This window comes from Candidatus Pelagibacter sp. uisw_098 (assembly GCF_059512505.1).
The window spans coordinates 975,274-988,923 of sequence record NZ_CM183454.1; the positions used below are offsets into that span (position 1 = coordinate 975,274).

Consider the following 13,650-nt stretch of genomic DNA (forward strand, 5'->3'; position numbering starts at 1 on the left):
TTAAATGTACGGGCTGACACTACCCTATACTAATTATAGGGGCTATTTATTTTTAATAAAGAATAATTCTTATAAAGCTATCAAATTAAACAATAAACTAGAGATATCACTAGAGACTTTTGTAATAAATCAGATAGATTCTTTTAAATCACATTGAGTGATCCTCAAAGATTTGGTAAGAAATTTTATATGAGCTATTTTTATCAATACTTTGCGAATATTTCCATAAGATACAAATTGAAAACTTTTTATAAAATTTTTTACAACATATTCAAATTTTTTCTTAAAAAAAAAATAATTTTAAATTTTGTAAAATATAAATTTATTGCTTATCCTCAAAAAAAAGAACTCAGCCGTTGGATGATACGAAATTTGAAAATCTGGGATGAGTCGATGATATATTTAATTATTAAAAATATAAAAGAAAATAACTCTATATTTATTGATATTGGTTGTAATTATGGGGCGTATTCAATACCAATATCAAAAATCAAAAATAAAATTGATGTTTATTGTTTTGATCCATCCAAGAAATCTTTAGATAAATTGGTTGAAAATATTAAACTAAACAAAATTCAAAATATTAAATACTTTAAAATAGGAATTGGTGAAAAAGAAAAATATTCTTTTTTCGACGATAATTTAAAAAATTATAAAAATTCTGGCTCATATCAAATTAATGATGATAAAAGAGGAACTAGAATCCAAATAAATTCTATAGATAATTTGATTAAAAAAAAAATAATTTATCCAAAAAAAAAAATATTTATAAAAATGGATATTGAAGGATATGAGTTTTTTGCTCTTCAAGGATTAATTAAAACTATAAATAAATTTAACGTTATGATTTTTTTTGAATTTTCAAAAAAAATTTTAGAAAATCATGAAAATTTAGAAACCAAAATGTCAAAGTTCATAAAAGACAATAATTTAATAATTTATAATAGTAATTTTGTTGAACAAAAATTGGAAAAATTATTTTCTGATATTAAGAAACTAAAAAAAGATCATGAAGTTTTGGATAATTTTATTTTGGTCAATGATAATAATTCTAATTATTAATCTAAATAATCACATAGAGATTCACCTAAAATATCCTTTAAAATAAAAATTGCACCATAATGTGAAAAAATTAATCTGGAACATTAATTAGTATTATGAATAATGAAACCAGAAAGTTATATAAGAGCTTTCATTTGCCAGTGCCTTGGAATTTTCTACTATAATTAATTAAAGGTTAATTGACAGGAACTACAAAACTTGATGTGTACGTTCTATGTTTATCTGTGATTGAGTCCGTTATACCTAGATCAAAAAACACAACGCTCCCAGCTAATTTGGCACCTTCTATCTCACTTGGAATATTTGCTTTACCTGTCTTGCCTGAATCTGAAGTACATTCAACTCTTAATGAATCATCTGATCTTCTAACCATAAATGTTGCTGGTACTTTGCCCTTTAAAGATACTCTTTTATTTGTGAGGCTGCACTCTCCATCGCTACCGTCACTCAAGGATAACGACACGGGAACATTCGCATCATTAACAATAGTAGCACAAGATGCTAACATAAAGATTGATAATAGGATTGCTAAAATTTTCATAAAAAAACTTTAATGCTTATTTATCTAAAAGTCTACCTGTTAATTTGTATTATAAGCTCATCCATTTTTAGTGTCTATTTTGTGTCTAATTAATTATAATATAATTTCATTATGAATAAAGAAAACGAAAGCAAACTGTAGAAAATGATAAAAAATTATGCCTTCATTTGATGTAGTAAATAAAATTAATTATCAAGAATTTGATAATGCTCTTGCTAATTGTTTGAGAGAAATTGGTAACCGGTATGATTTTAAAGGACTTAAAATTTCAATTGATAGAAAAGACAAGATAATTACCACACTAGCGCCAGATGAATTAAAATTAAAACAAGTAAATGAATTATTACAAATTCATCTTATAAGAAGAAAAGTTGATCCAAGGGTAATAATTATTAAAAATTCAGAAAGTGCTGCGGGTGCATCCATCAGGCAAGTCAGTGAATTAGAAGAAGGTATTAGCCAAGAAAATGCTAAAAAAATTATTGCTGATATAAAAAAACTAAAACTTAAAATCCAAATTAAAATTCAAGGAGAAGAATTAAGAGCTGAAGGAAAAAAAAGAGACGATCTTCAAGAAGCAATGTCTGCAATAGAAGCCATTGATATTGGTCACCCAATAGAATTTGTGAATTTTAGAGATTAATTTCATTTTTATGAAAAAAGAAAACGAAAGCAAACTGTAGAAAATGATAAAAAATTATGCCTTCATTTGATGTAGTAAATAAAATTAATTATCAAGAATTTGATAATGCTCTTGCTAATTGTTTGAGAGAAATTGGTAACCGGTATGATTTTAAAGGACTTAAAATTTCAATTGATAGAAAAGACAAGATAATTACCACACTAGCGCCAGATGAATTAAAATTAAAACAAGTAAATGAATTATTACAAATTCATCTTATAAGAAGAAAAGTTGATCCAAGGGTAATAATTATTAAAAATTCAGAAAGTGCTGCGGGTGCATCCATCAGGCAAGTCAGTGAATTAGAAGAAGGTATTAGCCAAGAAAATGCTAAAAAAATTATTGCTGATATAAAAAAACTAAAACTTAAAATCCAAATTAAAATTCAAGGAGAAGAATTAAGAGCTGAAGGAAAAAAAAGAGACGATCTTCAAGAAGCAATGTCTGCAATAGAAGCCATTGATATTGGTCACCCAATAGAATTTGTGAATTTTAGAGATTAATTTCATTTTTATGAAAAAAGAAAACGCAAGTAAACTGTGGACTTTAATTCAGGAAGCCGGCCTTTATTTACTGGGTCAACTTCCCAGCCACCCTAATCATCCTAAGGGAAGAAACCCTTACGCACACGTCGCCCTATGTGTCAAAGAGAAGTTTGGTAACTCTTATAAAGATATTCCTGATGATAAATTTCAAGAAGTTGTTGATTACATTAACTTTTTGAAAGAGAACCCAAGTTAAGCAAGAGAACATTTTGTTCCAACCCAGAAATGTTTGGGGTTTGTTGGTGGTCTGTCCTAGATAATCCTATAACTGATAAGCATGGTCTGTAATTCCTGTTGCCTGTTGCTTTGTGGGGGTAGCCTAGTTCATGGCACCGGCTGAGGGGACTTAGCTACTTATTTGATAATTCAAAAAATGATATTTATTATATAAACAAAAGTACCATAAAACATAAAGGTTTTGTCTTTACCTAATTCTTAGTTCAAATTTATTTACTTGGATCAGGAACTTTACGCAGATAAGGTTTTATCGTTTTCCATCCGTCAGGATATATTTTTTTTGCCTCTTCATTTGTAACGCTAGGGACAATAATTACATCTTCACCTTTTTTCCAATCCGCAGGGGTTGCAACTTTATGTTTTGCTGTTAGTTGCATAGAATCAATAGCTCTCAAAATTTCGTGAAAGTTACGCCCTGTTGTCATTGGGTAAGTTAAGAAAAGACCAATTCTTTTATCAGGTCTAATAACATAAACCGTTCTAACTGTTTGATTGTCTACAGCTGTACGCCCCATTGATGTGGCTCCCGCATCTCCCTCAAGCATATTATAAAGTTTTGCAATTTCTAATTTTTCATCTGCAATAATTGGATAATTAGGTTTTAAACCGCAAACATCATTAATATCTTCTAGCCATTTAACATGGTCTGATACCGGATCAACACTTAAACCCATTACTTTAACATTTCTTTTTTCAAATTCTGGTTTCATTTTAGCTAGTGCACCTAATTCTGTAGTGCAAACTGGTGTAAAATCTTTTGGATGTGAAAATAAAATTCCCCAACTATCCCCTAACCAGGCATGTAATGATAATTTTCCTTCAGAGGTTTCAGCCGTAAAGTCTGGCGCTAAGCTATTTATTTTTAATGTCATTTTTTCCCTTTTTTTTATTTTTTCATCTTCTTCTAGTCTTTGTTCTTTTTGTATTTCTTGTATTTGTGCTTCTAGTCTTTGTTCTTTTTGTATTTCTTGTATTTCTGCATCTTGTCTTTGTGCTTCGACTTTACTTATTTTAATCTTTTTTATATTTTTAGATCTTTTCTTAACTTTAGGTTTTAACTTTTTGACTGTTTTTTTTCTTTTGTCAGCTATCTTTATTTTTGTAGCCATATGATTATTTAACCAAAAATTAATATTAAAATCTATTTAAATAATTATATTTCCACTAAATATTAAATATCATTCTACATCGTGTGTTTAATTGAATTGTGTTTAATGCTTTAAATATGAATGAAATTAAAAAAAGTTTAAAAAAATCTCTACTTAATTAAATAAGTTTAAAATAGCTGAACACTTGTAGAACTTTATCTAATTCTGCGGTATAATAATTTCTCTAATCACCGCAATCATTTCAGCTATAAGCCGACCATCAAAAAATAAATTTAACAATTTAAAGTGTCAAAATTATGTTTTTGAAAATGATAAAAATACTCTGTTTTATGGGCATACATGACTACAAAACGTTAAATATTGAGTTTGGTTTTGGACCAACAGATAGAGTTACAACACTTGAGTGCAAAAGGTGTGGCTACACTACAATTAAAGGAGGTTAATAAAAAAATACTTGTCATGAAAAGTATTGAAAGAAATATAGATATAAGAAGATATCTTAATTGGTCAAGAATAGTTAAGGGCAAACCCATACATATAAGATTGTACGAATTAATTTATTACGAATTACTTATAATGTGGTTTGAGATGAATAAACCTCCTCTAAGAAGATTAATTTATGAAACTATTAACTCTCAAGATTTTGAAGAAAAATTTGTTAGAGGAAAAATTTTTCAAAAATATATAGATGAGGTTTTAGAAACACCCTGTGAAGATGGTTCTGGATATTACAATCCAGACTCAAGAGAAATTCTAACAGAAATAAATATTAAGGAATTATATGATATTAAATTTTTGATAAAAGATGAGTTAGATAATGTAATAATGATTGATAGATACAATGGGATATTCACATTTTGTAAAATTTATGAAAAATGGTGTTTAGAAAAAAAAGCTAAACAGGTTGAGGATATAACAAAAAAAGAAAGATTTGATGTAACATTAGATCTGCCATTAAAAATTTCAAAATAAATTTAGAATAACTGCGATCAGAATAAGTAAATGAGGTTGAATGTTTTATCAATTTTCAATTGTCACAGTTAGAGTTATAAGTAATACAATATTAAACCATAACAGGCCTAAAACTATAATTGATAATATGTTTTTTGGAATGGCCTAAGAAGTATATTTTTTATTATTAAAATTTTATTATTTATTTATAAAATCTCTTAAATGTTGATTTTCATCTTTATACTGTTCAATAATATGATTTACCACATCTCCAATAGACACAATACCTAATAGTTTTTTTTCTTCTATTATAGGGATATGTCTAATTTTATGATTAGAAATTATTTCCATTAATTCTGTAACAGAAGTGTTTAGATTACAAGATATTATATTTGTAGTCATTATTTTGGTAACCAGTAATTCACTGCTGAATTCATCTTTATAAATATATCGAGCAAGATCTCTCTCAGAAATAATTCCAATTACACTTTTATCGTGTTCACTTAATACCGGCATCACACCAACATTATGTGTTTGAAGTTTGTTGCTTGCTGTCTTTAATGTATCTTTTTCAGTTAATGTAAAACATTCTCTATTAGAAAGTTTTGTAACTAGTTTTCTTGCCATTTTTATTTTATATGTTTATTTTATTGCCATCATGATCCTAGCACAAAAATGTTACTCGTAGATAGGTTTTAATTTCGTTCAAACTTCTAATTTTTGCTCTATCAACTTGTTGCTAACTAAGAATTATAGAATAACCCCACTTATTTTTTTGACAGCTTATCTTTCATAACCAATTTAAGTTTCTTTAAGGTTCTTAAATCGTACCAACTTTTAGTTCCTCTTTTTGAGCTTCTTTGTTTTTCAGCAACAGTTACTTTTTTTTTAAGATCTTTGTGTTGTTCTTTTATTTTCATTTATTTGATCATAATCACTCTAAACAAAACTATTTATCGTATTAATTTTTATTCATCTGACATTGGACAAGGTGATAATGGTTCTAATTTCTCTTGGAGTTTTTCTGATGTAGTTTGTTCTTTTTTATTTCTTTTAGATTCCTCAGAACTTTCTGCTAATTGATTTCTTTCTTTTTCAGCTTCTTCTTCTAAATATTTTTTAAATCTTATTCCTCTAACAATTTCCATAAATTTATTATCTCTCTAAACTTTTGGATACTCCAATTAAACAATCTCTACGTATTGTGTAATTTTACTAAATTTATAATGCAAATTAATGTTAAGACTTTTTAAAATCATAGTAGACATAATTATTTTAAAATTATATTTTCTAATTTTAAGGGGGTCACCCTTTCGGTAAACTCCAAAAGAGTTCCCCTATAAGTGGCGGTCTACGCCAAAATCCATAATAATGGATTTATGTTTTCTTGATCTTAGTTAGTCTTTTATTATTTAGTCACAACCAGCTAAATTTCAGGTGGTGATAGGCTCATAATCGACCTCCTTTATTGATTATTTAAATCATACCATCTCCAAATACCCTATTCAAAACATTTATTTTCTTTTATGTTAAATATATTTATTGAATATGGTTTACCAAGATAATACGATTTCGAAAAATTTAAATAAACCTTCTTCCCATGTTTTTTCCCGTATAAAAAATACTTTAAACCGTCTCAATTTTATTGAAGTAATCTTATAAAAAATATAAAATTTTTTTAAGTAATTTATTAAAAATATTGTTCTGATGAATATACAAACAGAAGCGACTCCAAATCCTTCCAGCCTGAAATTTTTGCCAGGTAAAACCGTAATGGAAAAGGAAACGGCTGATTTTCGTAATGTGGAAGAAGCAAAATTTTCTCCATTCGCCTTAAATTTATTTAAAATTGATGGTGTTGAGGGAGTTTTTTTTGGCTCTGATTTTATTTCAATAACAAAAGCTGACAATCATGATTGGCAATACCTCGAATCTACAATTATTGAAACAATTAGAGAATGTTATAAATCAGAGACTGCTTTCATACTTGCTGGTCAAGATAATGCAGGTGATACAAGTACTACCGAAGATACGGAAGCGGTGATTAAAATAAAAAAAATAATAGATACTCAAGTAAGACCCGCTGTTGCAAGAGACGGTGGAGATATTACTTTTCAAAGTTTTGATAACGGTATTGTCTATCTTCAGATGAAGGGTGCTTGCTCAGGTTGTCCAAGTTCAGCCCTAACTTTAAAAGTGGGTATTGAAAAAACACTTAAACATTATATTCCCGAAGTGCTCGAGGTCCAACAAGTAACCTAAAATAACAATTATGAAACTAGTAAAATGTATAATTCCATCAGTAATTAATTTCTTTGTTTATTTAATCTTATCGCTTATAGCAATTTACTGTTTAATTTTTATTGCTAGTTATTTTGCAAGCCAAACTTATGCCATAACTCACGGAGAATATTTTTTAATTTGGATTGTGATGGCAGTTTTTATTAGACAAGTCAGCGGAGATGTTTCGGTATTATTTTTTAATAAATCTAAAAGAAAATAATCTTAAAATATAAAGATTATTTAATTCTTAACTTCCTTTTCCAAGATTTTCACTAAAATATTTTAACTTGCATTTGACCCCTCGCCATTTTTCTTAATGGTTGCGTATCTTTTAGCATCCAATTTACCTTGTTACAGTTGTACATCTAAACCTCTAATCAGGTGTCTAGGTGATGGAATAATACTATATCAGCACTCAGTGTTAAAAATTTACCAAGTATCAAACTTTATAAACTTTTCAACTCTATTAGAAGAAGTGGCACATGGTGTTTTAAAGCATGCCGCAATTCTTAACGTCATCGTTGAACTGTTATAGCAAATAAAATTATGTCCAAGATTTCCATCACCATTAGGACCTCCTTTATCACTGCAATTTGTAGATCCATTATCATTATGGGTCCCATACGGGTTTTTAAAATTAACTCCTTGGAGAAATATATTTTGAATAATATTAACTGATCCATCATGTCCACGATTCATATACTCACACCGCGCAGTACCTATAGAAGTTCCATCAGTATAACTTTTTAATACAGGTTCACTACTATCCATAGCTAAACATCTGGCATTTTCCACACTCCATAATTTATAAATTGATTTAATATTTTGCTGAACCACTTTTTGTTTAGCACTACTCGTATACCCATTATAAGCAACCACACCTACTGCAGCGAGGATGCCGATGATGGCTACTACGACCAGGAGCTCTATTAGGGTGAAGGCTTTAAGTTTTACTGACACCAATGACCCATTTGGAATATTGCATTGTTTCCACCATTCCACCCATAATTCTTATCATCTATTTGAGTCCAAATTACTAATTGGGACTTACCAGCTGGTTTTCCACCTGGACATTCTGTTTGATCCAATCTCATCCCTCCAAGTACGTTCCCACCCCCACCTCTTCTAACTACTGCGTCTGCTGTACTGTCATAAGTATTTTTGTATCCAATATCTAAAAAATGATCTTTAAAAATATCAGCTATTTGATTCACACCTGATGCAGTATTTACAGTGTCACAATTAATAGATCTTTTGTCACTAAGTTTTAAAATTCCACCTTGAATGTCACACAAAGCAAATTTTGCACTAATAAATTTTGATGCATTTTTCCAATTTGCGAGTGTTGCACTTCTTTTGGCAAATAGTGTATATTTGTTATAAGCAACCACACCTACTGCAGCAAGGATACCGATAATGGCCACAACAACTAAAAGTTCGATTAATGTGAAACCATTTCGTTTCATATCAAAAGCTTAACATAAAAACCTACGGCGTAATACCAACGTAATTCAATAGCAGTTTCTACTTTTTAGCATTTCAACTCTGTTGCAAAATAACGATTATAGAAGAACAGTCCAGGGCACCGGGTAACAGAACACCCCTACTTGCTACGTGATTAATTGGACACATAAACACATTTATTAATGCAAACGTCCTAGGTCGTACATAGGTCGTAATTTTAGTTGCCGTTCATTGTGTTTGTACAAAATGTTGGATTGGTTCTTCCTATGACACACCTCGTTCCTCAATTACTTGATGGACCTGTGTGTAAGTGAGACCGATGTGCAACCAAAATTAAGAATACTATTAGAATGAAGACTTTTGTTTGCCTATGGGGAACACGTATCACAGGCGACCACATCCATTTTAAACACAGGGCAATTGTGGCCGATGGGTCCTATGCAGGTGCTGATGGTGAGGCCACTACTTTGCCCACCCGAGGGAGGAGTTGAAAAGTACGTCCACCCTGGCTCTCCTGGAGTACCACCACCCTGTTGGGCCTGTGTCTCCGATGAGTTGTAAGGATTTTTCCAATCAGAACCAATGAAGTGTTCACGTATTGCGCTTCTCCAATTAGATAGGGATGAATTACAAGGTACTTGTTGGGTGACTCCGTGAAACTGCATCATTGTCACTGAAGGAGGGTTGGTTCCAACTTCCCCTCCCACTTCACACAGAATGGAGGCGGTAGTGGCAAATTTAACAAATGCCACATGGTTGCTTCTCGTAGCATTTACTTTCGCAGCACCCGTATACCCATTATAAGCAACCACTCCTACAGCAGCTAGAATACCGATGATTGCTACTACGACTAGGAGTTCTATTAGGGTGAAACCATTTCGGTTCATTTAATCAACTGGTATAGTCGCGCTTAACTGATCAGCTGAAGCACAACCTTGTCTAATGCAAGTCATAATTGTTACATTTGTTCCACTAGAGTTTACTCCCACCATGCCAAGTGTATATGTATTAGCATTATGTAAAGCATTAACCGATGTGTTAAATGGATTTTTATCTTTCAGATTTGCAATTGCTCCCTTATATGCTTTTACAGAATTGGCAGGACAATCTTGGTTGACCATAAATTTTGCTTCACCTAGACTACATTTCATAACTTCGGCTGAAATATACTTTACTGTTTGAGCATGGATTGTTTTTGTTGCAGAAACTTTTGCAGCACCCGTATACCCATTATAAGCAACAACACCCACAGCCGCTAGTATTCCTATAATAGCTACAACGACTAGGAGCTCTATTAGTGTAAAACCATTTCGCTTCATAACAAACCTTAACACAAAATTGTGGGTCGTAGATAGGTCGTAATTCAGTTACAACTTCTGCTATAAACTCCCACAATATCGTTGCAAAATAAGAATTATAGAAGCACGGTCTGGGGCACAGGGTAACAGAACGCCCCTTTTAATTAACAAACTTAGTTAAGTCTGGTTTAAAATATTTCGGTCCCTTCATAACTTTTCCTGAATCATTATATATAGGTTTTCCATTTTCATCTAACTTACTCATATTAGAATTTTGAACTTCCTCAAAACATTTATCAAGATCAATACCAAATGCATGCCCAGCGCCATAAGTTACATACAATATATCCGTTAAAGCATCAGCAACTTCTAAAAGATCTTTATTTTTCATTGCAACCTTGAGTTCCTCTAACTCTTCCTCAATTAGATCGTATCTGAGGCTATTAATCTTATCAGCACTAAAAGAAGGTTTAGTTTTAACCTCTTGACCAAAGGTTTCCATAAAAGTTTTTACTTTGTTAAAATTTGACATTTAGCTCCTGTAAGTTTTTTAAAATTTAATATATAAGTATAACAAATTATTAAATATTAATTATATATTAATCAATGAAATTAAGAAAAGAATTTGACAGTATTGGAAGTGTTAATGTACCTGATGACAAATACTGGGGCGCATCAACACAAAGATCTAATAAATTTTTTAATATTGGAAAAATTTTAGTTAATATTTCAATAATAAAATCTATTGCTATTATCAAAAGATCTGCTGCTCTCGTTCATTATAAAGAAAAACAAATTAACAAAAAAATAACCAATTCAATAATTAAAGCTTCGGAAGAAGTTATTAAGGGAAAACTAGATGAAAATTTTCCATTAAAAGTTTGGCAGACCGGTTCTGGTACACAAACAAATATGAATGTTAATGAAGTAATTGCAAATAGAGCAATTGAAATTATGGGTGGGAAAAAAGGATCAAAAAAACCTGTACATCCAAATGATCATGTAAATAAATCTCAATCTACTAATGATGTCTTTCCTACAGCCATGCATATATCTGTAGCTCAAGAATCTATATCTAAACTATTACCAAATTTAAAAATTTTAGAAAAAGAATTAGCAAATAAATCTAAAGAATTTAAAAATATTATCAAAATTGGTAGAACTCACTTACAGGATGCAACACCCTTATCTCTTGGCCAAGAATTTTCGGGATACCAAGTTCAATTAAAAAAATGCATTGAAAGGATAGAGCTTGCTCTCAAAGAAATATATTTTCTTGCACAAGGTGGAACAGCGGTTGGAACTGGAATTAATTCTAAAAAAGGGTTTGATAAAAAAATTGTAAAAGAAATTGCCAAATATACTAAAATACCTTTTAAACCGGCAGATAATAAATTTGCAGAATTAGCTGCTCATGATTCAATTGTACACTTCTCAGGAACATTAAATACTTGTGCTGTTTCGTTAATGAAAATATCAAATGATATAAGGTTTCTAGGTTCTGGACCTCGGGCGGGATATGGTGAATTAATACTTCCTGAAAATGAGCCTGGCTCATCTATCATGCCAGGAAAAGTTAACCCTACTCAATGCGAAGCTGTAACAATGGTTTGTGCTAAGGTAATCGGTAATCATACTGGAATTACAATAGCTGGTTCTCATGGACACTTTGAATTAAACGTTTTTAAGCCAATGATTGCTCACAACATACTTCAATCAATAGACCTTATTGCAGATAGCGCAAAAAACTTTGCTATTTATTGTGTAAAAGGGATTAAAGCTAATAAAAAAAGAATTAAAGAACATTTAGATAATTCTTTAATGTTAGTTACCGCTCTAGCTCCACACATAGGATATGATAATGCAGCAAGAATTGCCAAAGCAGCTTTAAAAAATGGCACTACATTAAAACATGAAACTCTTAAAACAGAATTAATTAAAGAAAAAGACTATGAGCGAATAGTAGATCCTAAAAAAATGATCTATCCTGCGTAGACTTTTAATAACTCATTTAACAATCTTCTACTTTTATTTAAATTATTCAGATTATTGTCATTAAAACCATCAATTATTATTAAAAATTGGCTATCAACATCGCTATTGTCTATTTTCAAATTATTAAATTTAATCTTATTCTTGAAAAAATTATAATCTAAATTAATCAAAATAGTTTTAAAATCTTTTCGAGACGACTTATTTGTATTGAGAAAAGAAAAGAGATTTTCAGAATTTTTAATATCTACTAATATGTTAGCATTTAATACTAACTCATTATTTTTTAAAAAAAGATTACTGCTGTTAAATTGCAGTGAACCAATATCATTATTAACAAACTTTGTTTTATTAAAATCCATTTTTCCATTAATAATATTAAAATTAATATTTGCATTTTGAAAAATCTCATTTTTTATATTTGAATTAATATATGCAGAAGTATTTACACTTATATTATCATTGAATAGTAATCCTGATTTAATAAATTCCAACAAAACGGGATTTATATCAAATAGTTTAGATATTTTATGATTATTTAAATTAATATTTAAATCTAAATTAAATGGGCTAATTGACAGTTCGCCATCATAACTAACCTGAGCGCTATCTAACTTAGAGTAGTCTGACTTAAAAATAATTAATTTTTCTTTAATATTATATTTTGTATTAATCGAAGAATTTAAAAACGAAATAGCATTTTTACCAGAAGTTAATTCTTTTTTTGTACTAGATTTATTGAAAATATTTAATCTAAGTAATTTTGAGTTGAAGTTAATCTCTTCATATTCGTTAGAATTATTACTGTTATTAAATTCAAAAGTAAAAGGTATATTAAAAATCTCTCCTTTTAAATTGAGAAAATTTGATAATTTTTCATCATCAAAAAATAAGGTTGTTTTATCTACTTTAATAATTGAAATTATATCCCCAAAATTATCTTTGAAAAAAATATTACTATTATTAATTGTAATTTTCTTATTTGAAAATTTTTTACTTGTAAGTTCATTTAATATTTTAAGATCACTTCTTAATAGTGAAAAGTTAGCCTTATTAATAATTATTTTGTTAATATTTAATTTTTCTTTGTTAAAGAGGTTTCTTTGACTGAAAAATATTTTGAAATCTTTAATTTCAGCTATTGATTTTATTTTTTCGCCCTCGTTTACTAGGATTTTAGAATCTTTAATTAAAAAGTGTGGTGCTGGAAGAATGCGATATGAAATATTTGCAGAGGTGCTTAAATTTACTTTAAATTCATTAAGTAATTTGCTTTCAATATTGCTCTGTAGCCATGTTTTGTCATATAAAATGGGTATTAATAAGTAAAATAAATAAACAAACAATGAGACTATAAAAGTTATTAAATACTTGTTAAAGCCACTAATGTTAAAGTTATTATTTGTTTTATTCTGAACTTTGAATATTGTCTTTTTAACTATGTTATTAAAATTTTTAATAATTTTTTTCATAAATACCGTTAAAA

Annotated in this window: 19 protein-coding genes and 1 pseudogene; 9 read left to right on the plus strand and 11 right to left on the minus strand. The window is 29.4% G+C overall.

The window, feature by feature from the left end:
* The first annotated feature begins 360 nt into the window (after positions 1-360).
* Positions 361-1,062 (plus strand): FkbM family methyltransferase, encoded by a 702-nt coding sequence (locus tag AC5YF9_RS05280; protein WP_415303647.1) that lies wholly within the window; start codon positions 361-363, stop codon positions 1,060-1,062.
* 175 nt (positions 1,063-1,237) lie between these two features.
* Here the strand turns inward: AC5YF9_RS05280 and AC5YF9_RS05285 are convergent, their stop codons facing one another.
* Entirely contained in the window at positions 1,238-1,603 is a 366-nt protein-coding gene (locus tag AC5YF9_RS05285) for a hypothetical protein (RefSeq protein ID WP_415303648.1), read from the minus strand.
* A 157-nt stretch (positions 1,604-1,760) separates the two neighbouring features.
* On the opposite strand from AC5YF9_RS05285, the gene AC5YF9_RS05290 reads away from it, so the two are divergent.
* From AC5YF9_RS05290 to AC5YF9_RS05300, 3 genes are read left to right on the plus strand one after another with little or no spacing between them, the layout of a single operon-like run.
* Positions 1,761-2,246 carry a YajQ family cyclic di-GMP-binding protein gene (locus AC5YF9_RS05290; RefSeq protein WP_415303649.1) on the plus strand — a complete coding sequence of 162 codons (486 nt, stop codon included), beginning with the start codon at positions 1,761-1,763 and terminating at the stop codon, positions 2,244-2,246.
* 56 nt (positions 2,247-2,302) lie between these two features.
* Positions 2,303-2,788, plus strand: a complete 486-nt coding sequence (locus AC5YF9_RS05295; RefSeq protein WP_415303649.1) for a YajQ family cyclic di-GMP-binding protein — start codon at positions 2,303-2,305, stop codon at positions 2,786-2,788.
* Between the two features lie 10 nt (positions 2,789-2,798).
* The gene (locus AC5YF9_RS05300) at positions 2,799-3,026 is read left to right on the plus strand and encodes a hypothetical protein (protein WP_415303650.1); all 228 of its coding nucleotides are present in this window, start codon (positions 2,799-2,801) and stop codon (positions 3,024-3,026) included.
* Positions 3,027-3,276: 250 nt separating this feature from the next.
* Here AC5YF9_RS05300 and AC5YF9_RS05305 read toward each other — a convergent pair whose 3' ends face one another.
* On the minus strand, positions 3,277-3,939 hold the full coding sequence (locus AC5YF9_RS05305; RefSeq protein WP_415285451.1) for a peroxiredoxin: 663 nt from the start codon (positions 3,937-3,939) through the stop codon (positions 3,277-3,279).
* 545 nt (positions 3,940-4,484) lie between these two features.
* On the opposite strand from AC5YF9_RS05305, the gene AC5YF9_RS05310 reads away from it, so the two are divergent.
* Together AC5YF9_RS05310 and AC5YF9_RS05315 are read left to right on the plus strand one after the other, a co-directional pair.
* Entirely contained in the window at positions 4,485-4,619 is a 135-nt protein-coding gene (locus AC5YF9_RS05310) for a hypothetical protein (RefSeq protein ID WP_415276242.1), read from the plus strand.
* Positions 4,620-4,635: 16 nt separating this feature from the next.
* Positions 4,636-5,148, plus strand: coding sequence for a hypothetical protein (locus AC5YF9_RS05315; RefSeq protein ID WP_415303651.1), 513 nt, complete (start codon positions 4,636-4,638; stop codon positions 5,146-5,148).
* 177 nt (positions 5,149-5,325) lie between these two features.
* On the opposite strand, the gene AC5YF9_RS05320 is transcribed toward AC5YF9_RS05315, so the two are convergent.
* From AC5YF9_RS05320 to AC5YF9_RS05330, 3 genes are all read right to left on the minus strand, one after another.
* Entirely contained in the window at positions 5,326-5,754 is a 429-nt protein-coding gene (locus AC5YF9_RS05320; protein ID WP_415303652.1) for a CBS domain-containing protein, read from the minus strand.
* Positions 5,755-5,894: 140 nt separating this feature from the next.
* Positions 5,895-6,047: a hypothetical protein gene (locus tag AC5YF9_RS05325; RefSeq protein WP_415303653.1), complete on the minus strand. Its 153-nt coding sequence runs from the start codon at positions 6,045-6,047 to the stop codon at positions 5,895-5,897.
* Between the two features lie 48 nt (positions 6,048-6,095).
* Positions 6,096-6,275: a hypothetical protein gene (locus AC5YF9_RS05330; protein WP_415277771.1), complete on the minus strand. Its 180-nt coding sequence runs from the start codon at positions 6,273-6,275 to the stop codon at positions 6,096-6,098.
* 559 nt (positions 6,276-6,834) lie between these two features.
* Here AC5YF9_RS05330 and AC5YF9_RS05335 point away from each other — a divergent pair.
* Together AC5YF9_RS05335 and AC5YF9_RS05340 are read left to right on the plus strand one after the other, a co-directional pair.
* The gene (locus AC5YF9_RS05335) at positions 6,835-7,389 is read left to right on the plus strand and encodes a NifU family protein (protein ID WP_415303654.1); all 555 of its coding nucleotides are present in this window, start codon (positions 6,835-6,837) and stop codon (positions 7,387-7,389) included.
* A 10-nt stretch (positions 7,390-7,399) separates the two neighbouring features.
* The gene (locus AC5YF9_RS05340) at positions 7,400-7,630 is read left to right on the plus strand and encodes a hypothetical protein (RefSeq protein WP_415303655.1); all 231 of its coding nucleotides are present in this window, start codon (positions 7,400-7,402) and stop codon (positions 7,628-7,630) included.
* Between the two features lie 209 nt (positions 7,631-7,839).
* Here AC5YF9_RS05340 and AC5YF9_RS05345 read toward each other — a convergent pair whose 3' ends face one another.
* The 5 genes and pseudogenes from AC5YF9_RS05345 to AC5YF9_RS05365 all read right to left on the minus strand — a co-directional run bounded on the left by AC5YF9_RS05345 (position 7,840) and on the right by AC5YF9_RS05365 (position 10,704).
* Positions 7,840-8,370 carry a type IV pilin protein gene (locus AC5YF9_RS05345; RefSeq protein ID WP_415303656.1) on the minus strand — a complete coding sequence of 177 codons (531 nt, stop codon included), beginning with the start codon at positions 8,368-8,370 and terminating at the stop codon, positions 7,840-7,842.
* Entirely contained in the window at positions 8,361-8,876 is a 516-nt protein-coding gene (locus AC5YF9_RS05350) for a type IV pilin protein (RefSeq protein WP_415303657.1), read from the minus strand. The genes AC5YF9_RS05345 and AC5YF9_RS05350 overlap by 10 nt, the downstream gene beginning before the upstream one ends.
* Positions 8,877-9,640: 764 nt before the next feature.
* Positions 9,641-9,761: pseudogene (locus AC5YF9_RS05355) on the minus strand (type IV pilin protein); the annotation flags it as partial.
* Positions 9,762-10,193 (minus strand): type II secretion system protein, encoded by a 432-nt coding sequence (locus AC5YF9_RS05360; RefSeq protein WP_415303658.1) that lies wholly within the window; start codon positions 10,191-10,193, stop codon positions 9,762-9,764.
* A 139-nt stretch (positions 10,194-10,332) separates the two neighbouring features.
* Complete coding sequence (locus tag AC5YF9_RS05365) at positions 10,333-10,704, minus strand: pyrophosphohydrolase domain-containing protein (RefSeq protein ID WP_415303659.1); 372 nt, start codon at positions 10,702-10,704, stop codon at positions 10,333-10,335.
* Between the two features lie 74 nt (positions 10,705-10,778).
* On the opposite strand from AC5YF9_RS05365, the gene fumC reads away from it, so the two are divergent.
* On the plus strand, positions 10,779-12,167 hold the full coding sequence (gene fumC / locus AC5YF9_RS05370; RefSeq protein WP_415303660.1) for a class II fumarate hydratase: 1,389 nt from the start codon (positions 10,779-10,781) through the stop codon (positions 12,165-12,167).
* Here fumC and AC5YF9_RS05375 read toward each other — a convergent pair.
* A complete protein-coding gene (locus AC5YF9_RS05375) occupies positions 12,155-13,636 on the minus strand; it encodes a hypothetical protein (protein ID WP_415303661.1) in 1,482 nt (493 codons plus the stop codon). The genes fumC and AC5YF9_RS05375 overlap by 13 nt on opposite strands.
* Between the last annotated feature and the right edge of the window lie 14 nt (positions 13,637-13,650).